Here is a 19,329-nt window from a genome sequence, read left to right as displayed (position 1 = left end):
AGCGGGACCCCGGGACGGCGGGGCGGATCAGGTCCGGCCGCGGCGGTGGGCCGGAGGTACGGCGACCAGGGTCTGGGCGAGGGGGATGCGGGCCAGCAGGACCGCCCCGTACAGGATCAGGCCGGCCCCGGCGATCTCGGGGACCAGCCACCAGCCGGTGCGGATCTGCTCCGCGTACAGGGTGACGCCCAGGGTGAGGCTGACCAGCGCGTCGCCGAGGGTGAGGGCGGGCTGGGAGGCGACCAGGGGGCCGGACTGGACGGCGTTCTGCAGCAGGAACAGCGCGCAGACCCCGGCGGCGGCGAAGGCGTAGGTCTGCCAGGCGAGGAAGAAGCCGGTGACTCCGCCGGTCTGCCAGGCGTGGGTGGCGTCCTTGATCAGGGCCGCGGTGAGCGCGTAGCCGATGGCCGCGGCGCTGCCGAAGCAGGCCGCGCGGGCCCGTCCGGCGGGCCAGCGCAGCGCGATCCGGACGGCGACCGCCATGACGCCGACGCAGCCGGCGACGGCCATCGCCCAGCCGCCCGCGGAGGGCTGGTCGGTGCCGGGCGAGGGGGCCGCCGCGCCCAGGGCGACGCCCAGCCCGGCGGCGATGCACGCCACCGCCGTCCAGCCGCGCCGGGTCACCCGCCGGCGCAGCACCAGGCCGCCGATCAGCAGGGCGAAGGGAAGCTCCAGGACGAAGATCGGCTGTACGACGGCGAGGGCGCCGTTGACCAGTGCCAGTGCCTGGAAGCAGGCCGCCGCCATGACCGCGGCCATGCCGCCGAGCCAGGCCGGCCGGCGCAGCAGGTCGACGAAGAGCCGGGCGCGGAAGCCTTCGGAGAGGGGGACGTCCTGTGCGGCACGGCGCTGGAGGACGGTGGCGGTCGCGTTGCTGGCGGCGGCCAGCAGGGCGAAGACGACGGAGACCACCATGCCCACCGGCCTGTCCCTCCTCGTCTCCCGTACCCGGGTCCCGGCGCGTGGGCCGGTTCATGCCCATGCTCCCGCGCGGCCCCGGCGCCCGCCCCCCGACCGGCCCGGCCCGGGGTGTCGGACCCGTGGGGCGCCGTCAGCGGGCGGCGGGCTGCGCGGGGAGGTCGAAGACGTGTCCGGGTGAGACGATCTTCGTGACCACTTCGCCGAGGAGGGTGCTGGGCTCGGTGCCGTCGTGGCTGATGTCGGTGTTCACGAGCACGACCAGGGTGGCCTGGGCCGAGGGCAGGTAGACGGTCAGCGACTCGTAGCCCGGCAGGGAGCCGTTGTGGCCGATCCAGCCCTGCACGTCGAAGATGCCCAGGCCGTAGCCGGCGCCCGGGATCGTGGTGGGGGGTGTGGTCAGCCGCTGCTTCTGGAGGGCGGGGCTGATCAGCTCCGTACCGTCGGGCAGGACGCCCGTGGCGACGGTACGGGCCCAGATGTGCAGGTCGTCCAGGTTCGAGATCATCGCGCCGGCCGTCCAGGCCCAGGAGGGGTTCCAGCCGGCGGTCTCCTCGATCTCGCCGCTCGCGGTCTGGTCGGTGTAGCCCTGGGCGTGCGGGGCGGGGAAGGCCGCGTCGGACGGGAAGAACGTGTGGTCCATGCCCGCCGGGGCGAGGACGTTCTCGCGGATGTAGTCCCCGGCGGGCACGCCGGTCGCCTTCTCCAGGACCAGTCCGAGCAGGATGAGGTTGGTGTTGCAGTAGGAGAACTCCCCGCCGGGCGGCGCCAGCGGCGGGTGCCTGAAGGCGTAGCCGAGCAACTCCCGTGGGGTGAAGGATCGTTGGGGGTGGGACAGGAAGGTCCTGAAGAAGTCCGGGTCCTCGGTGTAGTTGAACAGGCCGCTGCGCATCCCGGCGAGCTCCCGCAGGGTGATCCTGTTCCCGCCGGGCACGCCGTCGACGTATCTGCCGATCGGGTCGTCCAGCCCCACCTTGCCCTCGTCGACCAGTTTGAGCAGTGCCGTCACGGTGAAGGTCTTGGTCTCGCTGCCGATCCGCATGTACAGGTCCGGCGCCATCCCGCGCCCGTCGCTGCGGTCGGCGACACCGAACGACCGTACGTAGGTGCCCTGACCGTGCGTCCACAGCCCCACGGTCACCCCGGGTATACCGGCGTCGTCCATGACCTTCCGTACGGTCGCGTCGAGTTGACGGGTCACGGCGGGGGTGAGCGTGCGTACGTCGCCCGTCGCCGGGCCGGACGGTGACGGGGACCCGGGGACCTTCGCGGCGGCAGCGGTCGTGACGGCGGGGCCGGCCGCGTGCGCGGTGGCGGCGGGGGCGCCGCCCGCGGCCGCGGTCATGAGCGCTCCCACCGCCGTGGCGGTGACGGCTCCTCTGCGCAGTCGGGTGCACGAGTGGGTCATGGGCCGGCTCCAGGCGCGTGAGGACCGGGCCCGCGGGCGTCGCGGGCACGGCCGCGGGGCGTCCGGGTCGGGCGGACGCCGTGTACGGGGCGTGTCACGTGTCCGCCCCCGTCGCCCGTGCCGGGGGGGGGCCGGGCGCGAGGCCGCGCGCCGGGCCGCGGGGTCCGCGGCGCTCGCGCGGGACACGGGACCCTGGGCCCCGTCCTCCTCAAGGATAGGAGGGGCGGGATGCCGTCGCCTGTCGGGCGGTGGCATCGACGGCGCGGGCCGCGGACCGGGTCAGGGAGGAGCCGCGGACCGGGCGGGGAAAGGTTTCGAGGACGGGCTCGGAGACTGATCCGACGCTCCGGGCAAGCCCTGGTGGGGGCCGGCCGCGGGGCGGGGCTCAGGTCCGTACGCCGGGTGCGGGTGCCCGCGCGGGTGGTGCGGCGAGGGTGCGGTCGGCGTCGGGGAGCCAGGAGCCCGGCGGCTGTTCGAGCCAGTCCTCGGCCGCGCCGAGTATCCGCGCGGCCTCGGCCAGCGCCCGCACCCCCGGGTGACGAAGACCGCGGCGCCAGACCAGGGAGACGGGCGAAAGAGGCACCGGGTCGGTCAGCGGACGCAGGGCCATCTCCGGCACGTCCGAGAAGTCGACGTTGGCCAGGACCGACCAGCCCCGCTTGCGCATGACCCGCCGGAACTCGGCCTCGCCCTCGATCTTCGGGAAGGGCGGTGCCAGGTCGATGCCGCGGCCCGCGAACAGGGCGCGCGCGTAGTCCGTCCACTCGGTGGTGTCCTCGTTGCCCGCGGCCGCGTACACGGTCTCCCCGGCGAGCGCGGCCAGCGGCACCCGGGGCAGGGCGGCCAGCCGGTGGCCGGGGGGCAGGTGCACCGCCAGCCGGTCGTAGCGGATCAGCCGGTGTTCCAGGCCGGCCCGGACCGCCCTCGGCAGCCCGGCGACACGGCCGAAGGAGACGTCGAGCCGGCCGGCCGCCATCTCGGCCGCCGCCCGCGTCAGGCCGCTGTGGAACCGGGGGACGAACTCCACGCCGGGGGCGGCCTCCCGGGCCGCCGCCAGCACGCGCGGGCCGGTGGCGCCGTGCAGCGCGACGTCGACGATCAGCGGGCGGACGTCCTCCTCGGGCGGGGCATGTTCCAGTTCCCGGCCCAGCTGTTCCTGGGCGGCCAGCACGTGCCGCACGACGGGCAGCAGCCGGTGCCCCTCACGGGTCAGGGCCACATGCCGGGTGTCCCGCTCGAACAGGGCCCTGCCCCACACCCGTTCCAGCTGCCGGATGTCCCGGCTGAGCGCCTGCTGCGCGACGAACAGCCGGGCGGCGGCGCGGGTGAAGTGCAGCTCCTCGGCGACGGCCACGAAGGCACGCAGCAGTCTGGGGTTGATGTCATGACGCACGCCCCCATTCTCACCAACCGGGCCCGGACCCTCACGCGACGGTCCCGCGGCGCGGGCCGCCCCGGTCCCCGCACGGGCGTCGCGGGGTCAGGGCGCGGGGCACAGGGTCAGATGGCGGCGGGCGGCGGGGCGGGGAGCGGCCTTCCCGGCGGGGGTGCCGGTGCGGGCGGCCGGGCGGGGAGCAGCGGGGTGCGGGCGTTCCTCGCGGACGACGGCCCGCAGGGCGTGGCCGAAGCGGGTGATGTCGTCGGGGGTGGTGCCGCGGTGCAGGGACGCGCGCAGGGAGGTGCCCGCGGGGTGGTCCAGGAGCGGGATCTCCTGGGCGACGGTCTTCCACAGGAGGACGCCGCGGGCCGCGAGTTGTCTGCGGACCAGTGCGGCGGGCAGTTCCCGGTGGCGGAAGGCGAGGATGCCGGACTGGACCCGGCCGGGTGTGATCAGTTCGGTGCCGGGGGTCTCCTCGACCGCGGCGCGCAGCGCGGGCAGCAGGCGCAGCCCGCCGGGTCCCGGGGGCCCGGTGAGGGCGGCCGCGTGGTGGGCCAGGGCGGCTTCGAGGCCCGCGACGGCCGCGTTCTGCGGCGGCGGACGGTGGGCGAGGCTCTCCTCGAACGTCTCCCTCAACGAGGCTGCCAGGTAGGCGAATCCGACGTCGTGGGGGCCGCGCAGGAACCTCCAGCCGTCGCCGGTCAGCAGATGGCATCCGATACGGGCGGCGTCCACGGGGAGCTGGCCGGCCGAGTAGGAGGCGTCGACGGCGTACAGGCACCGGTACGGGGCGAGGATCCGCCCCACGGCTTCGACCGGGTTGACGATGCCGCGGCCGGAGGGGACGTGGACGACCGAGACGAGGGCGACGTCGTCGTCGATGTTGCGGGCCATCCAGTCCAGGTCCAGGTCGCCGTCCTCGCGCAGCGGTACGACCTCCAGCCGGCAGCGCGTGCGGTCGCGCAGGGCGTACAGGGCCGTCAGGTTGGCCACCCCCTCGTAGGGGGTCGTCCAGATCCGGTCGCCACGGCCGGGACCCAGGCCGCGGACCAGCGCGTCGAAGGCGGTGGCCGCGTCCGTGACCACGGCGGTGTCGGCCGCCGGGACACCGAGCAGGGCGCCGAGACGGTCGTGGACCGCGGTACGCAGGACGTGTTCGAGGTGTTCCTCGAGTTCGTGCGGTCCATGACGGTCCTCACGGGCCGCGCAGTCGACGACGAGCTCGCGCACGGCGGCCGGCATACGGCCCCAGCCCGCGGTGTCCAGGTGGACCGTCCGGCCACCCGCGCCGCCCGGGCCACCCGCGCCGCCCGGGCCACCCGCGCCGCCCGGGCCGCCCGGGCCGCTCCGGTCGTCCTGTCGGTCCTTCTCATCCTGATCCGTCGATGACGGCGTCGCGTTCATTTCCGGGGCCTCCCCCCGCTGTCGGGGCCATCGGCCGCCAGGGCGCGGGGGCCGCTGTGCACGACCCGTCACGACCAAGCATTGCCAACGTGCTTGGCAATATGTTGCCTAGCGCGAGGGTGCGGTGGCAACACCGGCTCCGGCGACGCTCTAGCGAACGGGCCGCGGAGGCGCCGCCCACCCCCTTCGGAACAGCGCGGATCGGGCTTCGAAGAGGCCCTGTTGACAAACTTTGCCAGGCGTTCGCGCAGATGGTGGGGTGTCTCTCGCGGGTCTCCAGTCCATCTCCAGCGGATGCCGAGCAGATCCCTAGTTCGCGTTGCCAAGCTTCTTGGCAAGAAGTTACCAACACAGATTCGCTTCATTGCCACGGAGGAGCCGTCATGAGGAACATCGCCCGCATCGCCGTCACCACCGCCGCCGTCGCCTCCGCCGTCCTCACCGTCGGCGGTGTCAGCGTCGCCGCGCAGAACGTCGTCCGCCCGCAGCAGTCGGCGGCCACCACGGCCTCCTCCGCCATCGGATGGCCGGCCGCGGCCGACTCCTCCTCCGACGAGAGCAACATCGGCTGGCCGAAGGCCACTTACGCCGGTGTCACCGGCGACATCGGCTGGCCCAAGGCGGCCACCGTCGCGGCCGACGACACCAACATCGGCTGGCCCAAGGCGACCTACGCCGACGCCACCGGCGACATCGGCTGGCCCAAGGCGGCCACCGTCGCGGCCGACAACACCAACATCGGCTGGCCCAAGGCCACCACCCAGATCGACGACACCAACATCGGCTGGCCCAAGGCGGCCGGCAGCGCGGCTGTCTGACGGGCACGGGCGCCGCAGCGGACCACCGGGCCGCCGCGCCCGCCGGGTTCACCCGGCCCACCACCGGATCCACCGAATCTTGAGGCCCCCGCCGGCAGTGCCGTGGCGGGGGCTTCGGTCGTGTGCGGGGCCCGCGCGGCGACCGGCCTGAGCACGCGTCCACGGCGGCTCGAGCGGCGTCCGGCACGGTGCTGCTCGGAGCACCGCTTCACCTCTCCCGTGTCCGGAAGGAAGTCGCCCGATGGCCCACGTACCGTGGAACGCGAAATTCGAGGACGTACTGCGCCAGGGCCTGACGGGGCTCGGCAAGGACAAGGCGCCCGCGGCCGACGTCCCGATGGAGGCCTACGGGCTGGACTCGATGGCACTCATCGGCATCGTCGGCGCACTGGAGTCGGCGTTCCGGGTCAGCCTGGCCGGCCAGGTCGTCATCCCCGTCCACACGCTGACCGCCGGTCAGCTGTGGGGCATCCTCTCGGCCGCGCTGCAGCCGGCCTGGGACGAGAGCCGCCCCTCGGCAGCCGGCCGGCGCACACGCGACCTGGGCCCCTGGGCCGTCGCCTGACCGCTGCCGGACACCGCGGCGTCGACCACCGCGCTCCTCCCCCGCGCACTCCCCGCCGACGTACGACGACGCTCCCGGCAGCGCCCGGGACACCACCTCCGCGAAACCTCCGGCGCCCGGCGCCGCCGCGGGGGCGGCCGCCCCTGAACCACCGCCGGCAAAGGCCCCCGCCGGTCACAGCGCCGTGACGGGGGCCTCCCGTACGCCGGTCATGTTCGGTGCCACACCCCAGGCGCTCAGGTCCCGGTGCCGCTCCAGCCAGCCGCAGGCCAGGTCCACGAGTCCGGCGACCGGGCACAGCAGGGCACGGGCCGCACCGAGAGGACCCTCCCGGACCAGACCGGCGCGGACGGCGCGGTCGCCGATGCGCGCGTAGTCACCCTCGTACATGACGAGTTGGTCGCTGTCCTGCCAGACGGTGGTCCCGTCGTCGCCCGCGCGGGGCACCCGCATGCGGTGGACGCGGCGCCCCGGGTAGGGGGTGAGGTGTTCGGCCAGGTGCAGGACGGTGCACTTGTCCCAGCCCACCCCGATCATCAGGACCTTCGCGGCCGCACCGCCCAGCGCGGTCAGCGGGCTGCGCGCACCCAGGCCGTAGGGCAGCGGGTGGGCGGCGAGCAGGGCGGGGGCGGCCGGGCCGGAGGCGGCCAGCGAGTAGAGCGGGTGCGGGGAGCGGCGGGCGCCGGGCAGGGTCCGTACGAACTCGGGGAAGCGGCCCAGCCGGGGCTGGACGGGGTGCACGTCCGGGTCGAACGGGGGCAGGGACGCCCTGACGCGGGGCCACCACGTGGGCGGCACGGGCCGCTGGACCCAGGTCGCCGGGTCGGTCAGGTAGGTGGTGAAGGCGGGTACGACGAGGGTTCCCGGCGCCCCGACGGCCTCCCGCAGCGCCGACAGCAGGGCGACGGGACCGCCCACCGTCCAGCCCAGGGCGCTCAGGGAGGTGTGGACCATGACGACGTCGCCGCGTCCGACGCCCAGGGCCCGCAGGTCCCGGGCCAGTTCGCGGCCGCTGTAGGGGCCGGGGGTGCGGGCGTCCGCGGCGGGGTGCAGCATCCGTGCCTCCGGTCTCTGCCGTGTCCGCGGTCCGCCGTGTCCGCGGTGCCCGTGACGGCTGGGGTCCGTGTCCCTGCGTCTCTATGGCTCTATGTCTGTATGTCTCTATGTGTCCGTGCCGCTGTGTGTCCGTGTGTCTTGGGGTCAGTTGTGTGTCCGTGTGTCTTGGGGCCGGTCCAGGGCGGGCTGGTCCGCGGCGGGCCGGGGTGACGGCACCTCCGCGGTGGAGGCCGCGGCGGCCGCGCGTACCGCCGGCTGGACGAGGAGGGCCGCGGCGGCGAACAGGACCGCGGCCGCCGCCCAGCCGAGGCCGGAGCCGTGCCCGATGAACGCGGTCAGGACCAGCGGGCCGATGATCGACTGCAGGCCGTGGTGGAGCTGGAAGGCGCCGAGGTACTCGCCGCGCCGGTCCTCGGGGGCCAGGCCGATGCCGATGCCGAAGGACCCGGCCGCGTGCCACAGTTCGGCGCCGGTCATCACCACGAACGCGGCGCACACCAGGAACCCGGCCGTGAGGGCGTCCAGTTGACCGGTGGGGATCAGGAGCAGGCAGGACGCCGCGCCGGCCAGGCCCGCACGGCGGGCGAGGCGGGCGGCGCCGGGCAGGTCGTCGCTGCCCCTGGCCGCCCGGACCTGGAGCAGCACGCACAGCACGGTGTTGAGCCCGATGAGCAGGGGGGTGAGCACGGTGGGCAGACCGGTGCCGACGACGATCCACAGCGGGATGGCCACCGCCAGCACGGAGTCGTGCAGCGACAGCGCCGCGTTGACCGCGACGACCCGCAGGAACGGCTTGTCGCGCAGCGCGGTGAAGCGGCCCGAGGCGGGCGGGGCCGGGCGGGCGGCGGCCGCGGGCAGCCGGTGCACCAGCAGGCCCGCCACCAGGAACGTGACGCCGTTGGCGAGCGGGATGACCTGGAGGGCGCCGCGGGTGCCGACGGCGAGCAGGACCGCGGCGGCGAGCGTGCCCAGGCCCATGCTGGCGTTGCCGACGGAGCGGATCGCGGCGCGCGCGTTCACCCGGTCCTGGCCGGGGACGAGTTCGGCGATCAGGGACATGAAGGAGGGGCCGGTGCCGAACTGCAGGGCGCCCACCGCCACCGCCAGGACGACGAACTGCCAGGCGGTGTGCACGGCGGGCAGCGCGAGGTAGCCGCAGCCCAGCCCGATCAGCAGCCAGGTCAGCAGCGGGCGGGCCCCGGTGCGGTCGGCGACCATGCCGAACAGCACCGAGGCGAGCAGGCCGGTCAGTCCGGCGGCGGACAGCGCCAGCCCGATCTGGGCCGGGCTCAGGCCCGTGACCTGGGTGAGGTAGACCGCGGAGCCGGACATGTACAGGCCCACGCCGATGCCGTCGATGCCGTGCAGGACGGCGAGCTGCCGTGCGGGGCCCTTCAGGCTGGCCGGGAACAGGGGCATGCGCGCTCTCCGTTCGGTCGTACGGCATGACTACGGCTGTGAACTCGGGCTCGGGCCTTGGGGCTTGGGGCCTGGGGCCTGGGGCTTGGTGCTTGGTGCTTGGTGCTTGGGGTTGTCACCGGGTCGGTGTCCGGGTCAGGGGGCGGGCGGGCCGGGGCGCAGGGCGGAGTAGAGGAGTTGGTCGTGCCAGGCGCCGGCGCGCCACTGGGCGCGGCGGATCCGGCCCTCCCGCACGAAGCCGGCCTTCTCCGCGGCGCGTTGCTCGGCGAGGTTGTCGGCGTCGGTGCACACCTGGACGCGTTCGGCCCGGGTGTGGGTGAAGAGGTAGTCGACGAGCAGGCGCTGCGCCTGGGTTCCGATGCCCTGGCCGCGGTGGGCGGCGAACAGGCCGATAGCGATCTCCCAGCAGGCGGAGGTCTCCACGCGTCCCCACGCGCGGCGGAACCACTCGACGCGTCCGGCGAGGGTGTCGTCGACGGTGACGGACAGCATGTTCTCGTCACCGCCGAGCAGGCCTCGCTCGTCGAGCAGTCCCCGCAGCCGCAGGGTGGGCGTGTGCCCGAACCACTGGTAGGGGCCCGGTCCGTCGGGCCCGGCGAACTCCGTGTCGAACCGGTCGAGGTCCGCGGAGGTCACCGGGCGCAGGACGGTCGCCGGGCGCAGCACCGGTCTCATCCGAGGTGCCTGGCCTTGAGCCGTACGGCCTGTTCGAGCACCTGGGTCTCGTCCGCCGCGCCGAGGGTGCGGGTGAGCAGGGCGCGCAGCCGGGTGAGGCGTTCGGCCAGGGACAGTTCGTGGTGGCCGCGGGTGAGGGCCTCGAACTCGGGCAGGCCGAGGAGTTCGGCGAGGAAGACGTCGGCGAGGTCCCGGGGGGTGGGTTCCTCGATGGTGACGGCGATGTGGAGTGAGGTGCCGATGCGGGCGGTGGCGGAGTGCGGGGTGCCGTGCGGCATGTAGAGCACGTCGCCGGGGCGCAGGGTGACCTCCATGCGCCGGTCGTAGGGGATGACGCCGCCGGTGTAGCGGTCGGAGTCGCTGGTGGAGGTCTCGTCGAGTCTGCCCACCACCCAGTCCTTGACGCCGGCGATCTGAAGGACGAGGACGTGGGAGCCGTCCATGTGGGCGGCGATGGCGGTCTTGCCGGGCGGGCTGAGGAAGACGAACGACTCGAGTTCGGCGCGGAATTCGGGTGCCAGGGCCTGTACGAGGGCGCGCAGGCGGGGGTGCCAGTGTTCGGGCTGGCTGAACTTGAAGGTGCCGCCGGCCGCGAAGTCCGCCTTGATCTGGGCGGGGTTGATGTAGCCGGGGACGTGGTGGCCGACGACGGTGCGCGAGCGGGTCATCTCGGAGACGGCGGTGCGCACGCCTTCGTCGAAGGCGGTGAAGTAGGGGCGGATCAGCAGCCCGCAGTCCACCTCCTCCCACATCTCCTGCTCGGTGATCAGGCCGGTCAGGTCGGCCGAGGCGCGGAAGACGGCGGGCTGGGCGGCCCAGTGGTCGCGGAAGAACGCGTCGGTGTCGCCGACCAGGTCCTTCAGGGTGATCCGGGGGGCCGGGACGGCGTCGTCCGATGCGGCCCCGGTGGTCTGCGCGGCCGAAGTGGGCTGTGCGGAGCGGGCGTTGACGGTTCCTGCGGTGTCCGGGGTGGGCCGGCGCTCCTGGGCGGTGGTCATCCCGTCACCTCCCGCATGGCGGTGAGGGCGGCCTGCGCCCAGGTGTCGTCGCCGAGGCGGCGGGTGTGGGCGAGCAGGGCGGTGCGGACACGCTCGGTGCGCTGTTCGAGGGTGGTGGTGTGGAAGCGGTGGGCGAGGTCGGGGTCCGCGTCCAGGAGGTGGCGGCCGAGCGCCTCGAGGAGGTCGTCGGGGGTGGGTTCGGTGAGGGTGAAGGTGAGGTGGAGGGAGTCGCCGTCGCGGGCGACGGCGTCGTGGGGCCAGCCGTGCGGGAGGTAGAGCACGTCACCGGGTTCCAGGACGAAGGTGTGGGTGGGGTGGGCGGTGTCGACGTCGAGGCCGGCGTCCGCGCGGACCTGCTGCGAACCCGCGTACAGCTGCCATTCCTTGCGGCCTTCGAGCTGGAGGGCCACGACGTGGGAGGCGTCTCGGTGCGGGAGCATGCCGCGGCTCTCGGGCGGGGTCCAGAAGACGTAGGAGGCCACCGCGACCGCGGCGGCGGCCTGCAGCTGTTCGACGACGGTGCGGGTGGGGCGGTGCCAGTCGGAGAGCTGGTTGAGCTTGAGGGTGCCGCCGGCCGACATCAGCCGGCGGACCGCCGCGGCGTCGGGGAAGCCGGGGCGCTGGTGCCCGATGACGTCCCGGGAGCGGGTGTAGGCGCTTTCCGGCGGTACGGCTCCGTGGCGCAGCACCGAGAAGTAGGGCCAGCGCAGCAGGCTGGCGTCCAGCTTCTGTTCGATGAAGGCGGAGGAGAGGTGGCCGGCGGGATCGACCGCGCCGCGGAGGATCCTGAATTCCTTGTTCCATGCGTCGGCGAAGATTCCCTCGCCGCGCAGAGTGTCCACGAGCGACGTGTTCAACCCGACCCCCAGGGCTCTGGTTTCTTCGGTGTCCGGGCGCCGGCCGGAGCGCTCGGCTGAGTGCGGGCGTTCCGGCCGGGCGGAGCCGTCTGGCGTGTCAGGCGTTGGAAATCTGGTTCATGATCGTCTTCGGGGAGTCGAAGGCGTCCTCCTCCTCGACGCTGATGTTCGTCTGCGCCAGCTCCTCCGGGTTGTCGGAGTTGTCGATCGCGTTCTTCGTGTCGCGGATACCCATGTCAGCCTCCACAGGCGGCGGGGTTCTCACCGCGGTGGTGCGGTGAGCTGCCCTGGAGCATGCCAGCGGGGCCTCGCGCGGTCCTCGACCACACTCGGGTGCGACGGTCGAGCCCCGCCGGGGCGGACGGGCCGGACCTTGCGGCCCGCCGGCGCGGGCGAGGCGGGTGGAGCGAGGCAGGGCGAAGCGGTGAGGGCGCGTGGGCCGGGGTGCCGGCGAAGGCCGGGAGACGGCGGGTCGGGCACGTCGGACACGCCGCGGGACTACAGGGCCCCGGGACCACAGGACCGCGGGAGCGGGTCGTGGCGCCCCGGCCCGCTGGAGGCACCGTGCCGGGGCCCGCCGCAGAATCGCACGAGAACGGCTGGAGACGGGGCCCGGACCCGGGGGCGCCGCCGAGGCCCGCCCCCGGGGAGCACCCGCCGCACCCGGGCCGGGAGCACCCCGGCGCTCCCTCTCCCCTTGCCCCTGCCCCCTCCCCTGGCCCGCTCCTCGGCCCCCGGGTCGGTCAGGACGTCGGTGCGGGTATCTCGAACCACATGGTCTTGCCGGTGGCCGTGCGGGTGCTGCCCCAGGTCTCGGTGAGCAGGTCGAGCAGTTCCGTGCCGCGCCCGCTCTCCGCGTCGGCGTCGACGAAGCGGCGTACGGGGCCGGTGGACTCGGTGTCCTCGACCTCGCACCGCAGGTGGGAGCCGCGCGCGTACAGGTTGAGCCGCAGCGGGCCGCGGGTGTGGCGCAGGGCGTTGGTGACCAGTTCGCTGACCAGGAGCTCGGTGGTGTCGGCCAGCTCCTCCAGGTCCCACTCGCTCAGCTGGGCGGTCGCCATCCGCCGGGCCCGGCGGACCGAGGTCAGCTCCCGCGACAGGGGCCAGGAGGCGTCCCGGGCGGTGGCCCGGGCGCGCGGCGCGTCGAGCGGCCGCAGGGGCTCCAGGGAGCGCGACCACAGGGCCTGGCTCCGGGCGAGCCATGAGGTGGGCGCGGCCTCCGGCGCCGGATCGACGTCCTGGGCGCGGTCCGTGGCGGCTTTCCGCGCGGGCCCCTCGGTCCGATTCCGGGAGAACCGGGCGAAGAACCCCAGGTACGAGATCGAGGCGAGGTCGACGGCCCAGGCGGCCATGGGAATCAGTCCCTTCCGTACGGCTGGCGGTGATCGCTGCCGGGCGGCCGAGGCCTGTCGACGACCGGGGTGGGCAGCTGCCAGATCCCACATTCACGTAGCGCACGCTACATCCATAAATATACATGTAGCGTGCGCTACGGTAAATACCTGGACATAAGTTGATCAAACGGACGAGCGGGGTGTGTCCGGACCCCGCACGACCGCAGGTGGGAGCCCCTCATGTCACGGCCGCCCGACCCGGCCAAACGACGCGACCTCCTGGACCGGGTCCGCGCCTACATCGTCCGCAACGGCCTGGCCGACCTGTCCCTGCGCCCGCTCGCCCGGGACCTGGGGACCAGCGACCGCATGCTGCTGTACTACTTCGGCAGCAAGGAACGCATGGTCGCCGAGGCACTCGCCGTGTACGAGAGGCGGCCGCTGCTGCGCGCCCACCGGCTGCTCCGCTCCGCCACCTCGCCCCGGGACGCGGCGGGGATGCGCCGCTTCATGGAGGAGACCTGGCGGCAGTTCAGCTCTCCCGAGCTGCGCGCCACGCTCCCCCTCTATCTCGAGATCATGGCCGTCAGCCTGCTCCACCCCGACCGGTACGGGCCGGTCATGCGCAACGCGATGAGCGAGTGGATGCGCCTGCTCACCGCCGCCTTCCGCGATCTGGGCATGACCGAGGCCCGGGCCCGCACGGAGGCCACCCTCCTGCTCGACGCGACCTTCGGCTTGCTCATGGCCCCCCTGACCACCGGCGACTGGGACCGGGCCGGCGCGGCCTTCCACGCCCTCCTCGACCGCCTCGAACCCGGCTGGCGGGACGTCTAGCGGGGGATGCCGGCTCGGGCCCGCCGGACCCGCCCGCCCGGACGTCCCTCCCGCCCCGGCATTCCCGCGCGTCCCGGCGGCCGGCGGCCCCGGCGGCCGTCCCTGACGGCCCCCGGCAGGGGCTCCAGCGGTGCTCCAGCAGTGCGAGACACGCTCTCAAGATCTTGTTGCCAACCTCTTGGCAAGGTTTTGCCAAGGCGGAGCCGTCCGTCCTTCCGAGCCGCTGTCGAAGGAGCGAGCCCGTATGTCACTCTCCGGCCTGATCGAGCAGCACGTCCGTACGCGGCCCGAGGCGACCGCCGTCACCTACCCCTCGGCCGACGGCCGCGGCGTCTCGCTCACCTACCGGGAGCTGAGCGCGGCGGCCAACCGTCTCGCCGCTCATCTGGGGGCGCTGGGGGTCGCTCCCGGGGACCGGGTGGTGACCGCGCTCGGGCCGGGCCCGCACCTGGTGACCGCGTTCCTCGCCGTGGTGCGGGCGGGCGCGGCGTACGTGCCGGTGGACCCGGACCATCCGGAGCTGCGCCGCCGGCTGATCGTGCGGGACAGCGCGGCCCGCGCCGTGCTGACCGAGGGCGGCGGGGCCGGTGGGTACGCGGGGCTGGACGCGGTCGCCGTCGACCTGGACGCGGACGCGGGCCCGATCGCGGCCCGGCCCGCGGACCTGCCGGCCGTGCGGCCGGCGCCCGGGGACGCGGCCTACGTCTGCTACACCTCCGGGACCACCGGCACCCCCAAGGGCGTCGTCGTCCCGCACCGCGCCGTCCTCGACCTGGTGGCCTCCACCGACTACGTGCGTCTGACGCCGGACGACGTGGTCGCCCAGGCCGCCAACCCCGCCTTCGACGCGGTCACCTTCGAGATCTGGTCCACTCTCGCCGCCGGTGCCCGGCTGGTCGGGCTGGCCAAGGCCACCGTCGTCGACCCGGCCCGTTTCGCCGCCGCGGTCCGCGAGCACGAGGTGAGCACCGTCTTCCTGACCACCGCGCTGTTCCACCAGATCGCCCGCGAGCGGCCCGGCGCCTTCGCCCCGCTGCGCACCGTCCTGTTCGGCGGCGAGGCCTGCGACCCGCGCCGGGTGCGGCAGGTCCTGGCGGCCGGCGGGCCGGGGCGGCTGCTGCACGTGTACGGGCCGACCGAGACCACCACGTTCGCCACCTGGCACGAGGTGACCGGCGTCGCGCCGGACGCGCGGACCGTGCCGATCGGGCGGCCGCTGGGTGCCACCGTCGCCGTCGTGGTGAGCGCGGACGGCAGCCCGGCCGCGCCGGGCGGTGTCGGTGAACTCCTGCTGGGCGGGCCGGGCCTGGCCACCGGCTACCTGGACCGGCCCGAGCTGACCGCGCAGCGGTTCGTCGAGGACCGTTTCACCCCCGGCGGCGGACTGCTGTACCGCACGGGCGATCTGGTGCGGCTGCGCGAGGACGGGGCGATGGAGTTCACCGGCCGGGTCGACAACCAGGTCAAGCTGCGCGGTTTCCGTATCGAGCTGGGTGAGATCGAGTCCGTGCTGACCGCGCACCCGGCAGTGTCCGAGGCGGTCGTGTCGGTGCACACCACCGCCGAGCCCGGCGAGGACACCGGGCGCGGCAGGGGCGGCGGGTACGACGGGAGTGCCGGGGGCGGCGGGGGCGGGGAGCGGCGTCTGGTGGCGCATGTGGTGCCGGCCGTGCGGCGGGTGGCGGCACGCGAGAGCGAGCAGCTCACCGAGTGGAAGGAGATCTACGAGACGCTCTACGACGACGCCGGCGAGGCCGCGTACGGGGAGAACTTCGCGGGCTGGAACAGCAGTTACGACGCCCGTCCCATTGCGCTGGAGGAGATGCGGCAGTGGCGGGCGGCGACGGTGGAGCGGGTCCGTGAGCTCGGCGGGCGGCGCGTCCTGGAGATCGGTGTCGGCACCGGTCTGCTGATGGCGCGGCTGGCCGGTGAGCCGGAGTGCGAGGAGTACTGGGCGACCGACTTCTCCGCCTCGGTCATCGAGGCACTGCGGGCGCAGACCGGGGCGGACGAGCGGCTGCGCGGCAAGGTGCGGCTGAGCTGCCGCGGCGCCGACGACCTGGAGGGGCTGCCCGTCGGGTACTTCGACACCGTCGTCGTCAACTCGGTCCTGCAGTACTTCCCCCGGCTGGCGTATCTGCGCACCGTCGTGGAGGGGGTGCTGCCGCTGCTCGCGCCCGGCGGTTCGGTGCTCCTGGGCGATGTGCGCAACCTCGACCTGGCGTCCTGTCTGCAGACCGGGGTCGAACTCGCCACGCGGGCCGGGCGGCCGGAGCCGGCCGACGGCGCGGACGTGTGGCGTGCGGTGGAGCAGCGGGTGGCGCTGGAGACCGAACTGCTGCTCTCCCCGGCCCTGTTCGCGGCGTGGGCGCGTGAACTGCCCGCGGTGCGCGCGGTGGACGTACGGGTCAAGCGCGGCGGTGCGCACAACGAGCTGACCCGCTACCGCTACGAGGCGGTCCTGTCGACCGCCGCCCCGGTGGCGGACCTCTCCGGTGCTCCCCGTCTGGTGTGGGGGCGTGAGGCCGTCTCGGCGGCGGATGTGGAGGCGTGTCTGCGGGCGCGGCGGCCGGCCGCCGTGCGGCTGGCCGGGGTGCCCAACCGGCGGGTGCACGGCGAGTGGGCGGCGATGCGCGCGCTGCGCGAGGGTGCGGCGGGGGCGGCCGGTGCGGCGGCGCTGCTGGCCGACGGCGGCGGCGCGCCCGACCCGGAGGAGCTGTGCGCGGCCGGGGAGCGGGCCGGCTACCGGGCCCTGCCGACCTGGTCGGCCGAGGAGGGCCGGCTCCTGGACGTCGTCTTCGTCGACCCGGGCCAGGTGCCGGCCGGTCCGCTGACCGGTGTGTACGCGGCGCCCGTGGTGGCGGCCGGGGACTGTGCGAACACTCCGACCGCCTTCCGCGGCACCGTCGACACCGAGGTCGTCCTGCGTGCCCATCTGCAGGAGCGGTTGCCGGACTACATGATCCCGTCGGCGCTGATGACGCTGGCGGCGCTGCCGCTGAACGCCAACAGCAAGGTGGACCGGGCCGCGCTGCCGGCGCCCGCGTTCAGTGCCGACCGGCCCGGTACGCCGCCGGGCACCCCGCTGCAGGAGATCGTGCGGGATCTGTTCGCCGAGGTGATCGGGGTGCCGCGGCGCACGGTCCACGCCGACTCCGACTTCTTCCGGATCGGCGGGCATTCGCTGGCCGCGGCCCGGCTGCTGGCCCGGGCGCGGGCGGTGCTGGGTGCCGACCCGGGCAGCCGTGCCCTGTACGAGGCACCCACGCCCGCGCTGTTCGCCGCTCTCGTGGGTGACGGGCCGGCCGACGCCACCGGGCCCGGCCGGGCCGGTGCCGGGGAGGGCTGCGCGGTGCTGCCGCTGCGGCTGCGCGGCGCTTTGAGCGTTCGGGCGCTGGAGGAGGCGCTGGGCGATCTGGGGCGCCGTCACGAGGCGCTGCGCAACAGCCGGCTGGGGTCGGCGGGCACCCGGCTGCGCACGCCGGCCGCCGACGACCATCTGCTGGAGCTCACGCTGCCGGCCGGTCTGGTCGACCTGTGGTCGCACACCCCGCTGGCCGCCGAACTGGCCCTGGCCTACGGGGCGCGGGCCACCGGCGGCGCCCCGCACCGGGACGGCGGCGCGCCGGAGGCGGCTCCGCGGGCGCTGGCCGGTGATCTCGCGCCCACCGTGGTTCCGGGCAGCGGGCCCACTCCGGCCGGCGGGCGGGACGGCGGCCGTCTCGGCCTGGACTGGGACGCGGGCCTGCACGAGCGGCTGGTCCGGCTGGCCGCCGAGCAGGGCGTCACCCTGTTCATGGTGGTGCACGCCGCGCTCGCGGCCCTGCTCGCCCGGCTCGGCGCGGGGGACGTCGTCACCCTGGCCGCGCCGGTACCGGCCCGCGACAGCGCCGCTCTGCGCCGCGCGGTGGGCCCCTACGGGCGGGTGCTGGCCCTGTCGGTGGACACCTCGGGCGACCCGGCCTTCACCGAACTGCTGCGGCGGGTGCGCGCCGCCGACCTCGCCGCCTACCGCGACGGCGGTGCGGCGCTGGCCCGGCCCGGCGGGATCGCGCTGAGTGTCCTGGCGGAGAGCTGCGCCGAGTACGAGGCGGCCGGGCTGACCGTGCAGGCGGTGCCGCCGCAACTCCCCGCGCAGGACGCCGGTCTCGATCTGACCCTGACCGAGCGGCAGACCCCGGCCGGTGCGCCGGCCGGCATCACCGTCAGCGCCGCCTTCGACCACGGCAGTGTCGGGGAGGCGGCCGCCGCCCGTCTGACCGGTCTGCTGACCGCGTTGCTCGAAGCCGCCGCGGACGCTCCCGCCACCGTGCTGAGCAGGCTGCGCACCGCGCCCGGTTCACCGTCCGACGGTGTGCGGCGGTGGGCGGGGCCGGCCCTGGACCTGCCGGAGGCCGGCGTCGCCGACCTGTTCGCCGCCCAGGCCGCCCGTACCCCCGGCGCGCCGGCCCTGGCGGGCATGGACTACGCCGAACTGGACGCCCGTTCCGACCTGCTCGCCCACGCGCTGCTCGCGCACCGGGCCGGCCCCGGCACCGCGGTGGCGACCGCGGTCGCCTCCCCGACCGGCTTCGCGGTCGCCGTCCTCGCCATCGCCAAGACCGGCGCCGCCTGCCTGCCCCTCGACCCGGCCCGCGCCCTGCCCGCCCTCGCCCGGCCGGCCGTCCTGCTCCTCGACGAGGCCGCCGACCGGGCCCTGCCGCCCGTGCCCGGCGCCGCCCGGCTGGTCCGCGACCCGGCCGCGGACCTGCTGCCCGCCACCCCGGCCCGGCCCGTGCGCCCCCCGCACACCGCGCACCCCGCGCACCCGGTGGTGCTGGCCCCCGCCACCCGCGACGCCACCGGCACGGCGGGGGCGGGCGGTCCGGCGGGCGCGCTGGTGGAGATCGGTCCCGAGAGCGTCGTCGCCGCCACTCTCGCCCCGGCCGCCGACGCGGCCTGGCTGACGGCCGGTTACCCGGACGCGGACACCGCGCTCGGCCTGCTCGCGGCCCTGGTCGGCGGCGCCCGTGTCCACCTGCCCGCCGCCCCGCCGGACGGCGCCGCGCCCGACGCCGTCCTGGAGCGGCTGCGCGGCTGCGGAGCGAGCGTGCTGCTCGGCGGTGACGCCGCCACTGCCGCTGCCGCTGCCGCTGCCGACGCCGGGGACCTCGCGCTGAGCGTGCCCGGCGGCTGGCCGGAGGGCCGGCTGCGCGTCGAGCACACCCCCGCCGGACCCCGGCCCGCCCCCGGCCACCGCGCCTACGTCCTGGACGCGCACCTGCGGCCCGCCGGGGACGGCCGCACCGGGAGCCTGTACATCGCGGGCGTCGGGGTCGCCCGCGGCTACACCGGGGACCCCGCGGCCACCGGTGAGCGTTTCCTGCCCGACCCGCTGGCCGGCCCCGGCGCGGGGACCGCCCTGATGTGGCGCACCGGCCGTGCCGCCCGCATCGACGCCGACGGCCGGCTGACCGTCCTCGGCGGGCCGCCCGCCGACGATCCCTTCGCCGACGAGTACGCCACCTTCGTCGTCCTGTCCGACGACCGCGACCGGCACGCCCTGTGGCCGGCCTGCGTGCCCGCTCCCGAGGGCTGGCACGAGACCCACGCCGAGGACCTGTACGAACTGTGCCTGGACCATCTGCAGACCACCCGCTGAACCGGCCCCGCCCCGCAAGCG

15 protein-coding genes are annotated in these 19,329 nt (G+C 75.2%); 4 read left to right on the top strand and 11 right to left on the bottom strand.

Going from position 1 to position 19,329, the window contains the following annotated elements; all coding sequences use genetic code 11:
• Positions 1 to 27: 27 nt before the first annotated feature.
• The 4 genes from OG776_RS41435 to OG776_RS41420 form a co-directional block, all read right to left on the bottom strand.
• Positions 28 to 915 carry a DMT family transporter gene (locus OG776_RS41435; protein WP_329323619.1) on the bottom strand — a complete coding sequence of 296 codons (888 nt, stop codon included), beginning with the start codon at positions 913 to 915 and terminating at the stop codon, positions 28 to 30.
• A 136-nt stretch (positions 916 to 1,051) separates the two neighbouring features.
• Positions 1,052 to 2,326: a serine hydrolase domain-containing protein gene (locus OG776_RS41430; protein WP_329318090.1), complete on the bottom strand. Its 1,275-nt coding sequence runs from the start codon at positions 2,324 to 2,326 to the stop codon at positions 1,052 to 1,054.
• Between the two features lie 385 nt (positions 2,327 to 2,711).
• Positions 2,712 to 3,719: a LysR family transcriptional regulator gene (locus OG776_RS41425; protein ID WP_148014629.1), complete on the bottom strand. Its 1,008-nt coding sequence runs from the start codon at positions 3,717 to 3,719 to the stop codon at positions 2,712 to 2,714.
• An 87-nt stretch (positions 3,720 to 3,806) separates the two neighbouring features.
• Entirely contained in the window at positions 3,807 to 4,934 is a 1,128-nt protein-coding gene (locus OG776_RS41420; protein ID WP_329318094.1) for an aminotransferase class V-fold PLP-dependent enzyme, read from the bottom strand.
• 557 nt (positions 4,935 to 5,491) lie between these two features.
• Here OG776_RS41420 and OG776_RS41415 point away from each other — a divergent pair.
• Both OG776_RS41415 and OG776_RS41410 read left to right on the top strand, forming a co-directional pair.
• Positions 5,492 to 5,926, top strand: coding sequence for a hypothetical protein (locus tag OG776_RS41415; protein WP_329318097.1), 435 nt, complete (start codon positions 5,492 to 5,494; stop codon positions 5,924 to 5,926).
• A gap of 241 nt (positions 5,927 to 6,167) precedes the next feature.
• Positions 6,168 to 6,491 carry an acyl carrier protein gene (locus OG776_RS41410; protein ID WP_329318099.1) on the top strand — a complete coding sequence of 108 codons (324 nt, stop codon included), beginning with the start codon at positions 6,168 to 6,170 and terminating at the stop codon, positions 6,489 to 6,491.
• A 174-nt stretch (positions 6,492 to 6,665) separates the two neighbouring features.
• Here the strand turns inward: OG776_RS41410 and OG776_RS41405 are convergent, their stop codons facing one another.
• From OG776_RS41405 to OG776_RS41375, 7 genes are all read right to left on the bottom strand, one after another.
• Entirely contained in the window at positions 6,666 to 7,547 is an 882-nt protein-coding gene (locus OG776_RS41405; RefSeq protein WP_329318101.1) for an aminoglycoside N(3)-acetyltransferase, read from the bottom strand.
• A gap of 144 nt (positions 7,548 to 7,691) precedes the next feature.
• Complete coding sequence (locus OG776_RS41400; protein WP_148014769.1) at positions 7,692 to 8,966, bottom strand: MFS transporter; 1,275 nt, start codon at positions 8,964 to 8,966, stop codon at positions 7,692 to 7,694.
• A 135-nt stretch (positions 8,967 to 9,101) separates the two neighbouring features.
• Positions 9,102 to 9,641, bottom strand: coding sequence for a GNAT family N-acetyltransferase (locus tag OG776_RS41395; RefSeq protein ID WP_329318105.1), 540 nt, complete (start codon positions 9,639 to 9,641; stop codon positions 9,102 to 9,104).
• On the bottom strand, positions 9,638 to 10,639 hold the full coding sequence (locus OG776_RS41390) for a JmjC domain-containing protein (protein WP_329318107.1): 1,002 nt from the start codon (positions 10,637 to 10,639) through the stop codon (positions 9,638 to 9,640). Before OG776_RS41390 ends, OG776_RS41395 begins: the two co-directional genes overlap by 4 nt.
• Positions 10,636 to 11,481: a JmjC domain-containing protein gene (locus tag OG776_RS41385; protein WP_329318109.1), complete on the bottom strand. Its 846-nt coding sequence runs from the start codon at positions 11,479 to 11,481 to the stop codon at positions 10,636 to 10,638. The genes OG776_RS41390 and OG776_RS41385 overlap by 4 nt, the downstream gene beginning before the upstream one ends.
• 112 nt (positions 11,482 to 11,593) lie before the next feature.
• A complete protein-coding gene (locus OG776_RS41380) occupies positions 11,594 to 11,731 on the bottom strand; it encodes a hypothetical protein (protein WP_187286077.1) in 138 nt (45 codons plus the stop codon).
• Positions 11,732 to 12,239: 508 nt separating this feature from the next.
• Positions 12,240 to 12,848, bottom strand: coding sequence for an ATP-binding protein (locus OG776_RS41375; protein WP_329318112.1), 609 nt, complete (start codon positions 12,846 to 12,848; stop codon positions 12,240 to 12,242).
• Between the two features lie 222 nt (positions 12,849 to 13,070).
• Here OG776_RS41375 and OG776_RS41370 point away from each other — a divergent pair, with 222 nt between their 5' ends.
• Both OG776_RS41370 and OG776_RS41365 read left to right on the top strand, forming a co-directional pair.
• Entirely contained in the window at positions 13,071 to 13,667 is a 597-nt protein-coding gene (locus tag OG776_RS41370; protein ID WP_329318114.1) for a TetR/AcrR family transcriptional regulator, read from the top strand.
• A gap of 244 nt (positions 13,668 to 13,911) precedes the next feature.
• On the top strand, positions 13,912 to 19,308 hold the full coding sequence (locus OG776_RS41365; RefSeq protein ID WP_329318116.1) for a non-ribosomal peptide synthetase: 5,397 nt from the start codon (positions 13,912 to 13,914) through the stop codon (positions 19,306 to 19,308).
• Positions 19,309 to 19,329 lie beyond the last annotated feature (21 nt).

It is taken from the genome of Streptomyces sp. NBC_01689, from assembly GCF_036250675.1.
GTDB lineage: Bacteria > Actinomycetota > Actinomycetes > Streptomycetales > Streptomycetaceae > Streptomyces.
The sequence above is the reverse complement of the archived record's forward strand: the minus strand, read 5'-3'. Positions and strand labels throughout refer to the sequence as shown.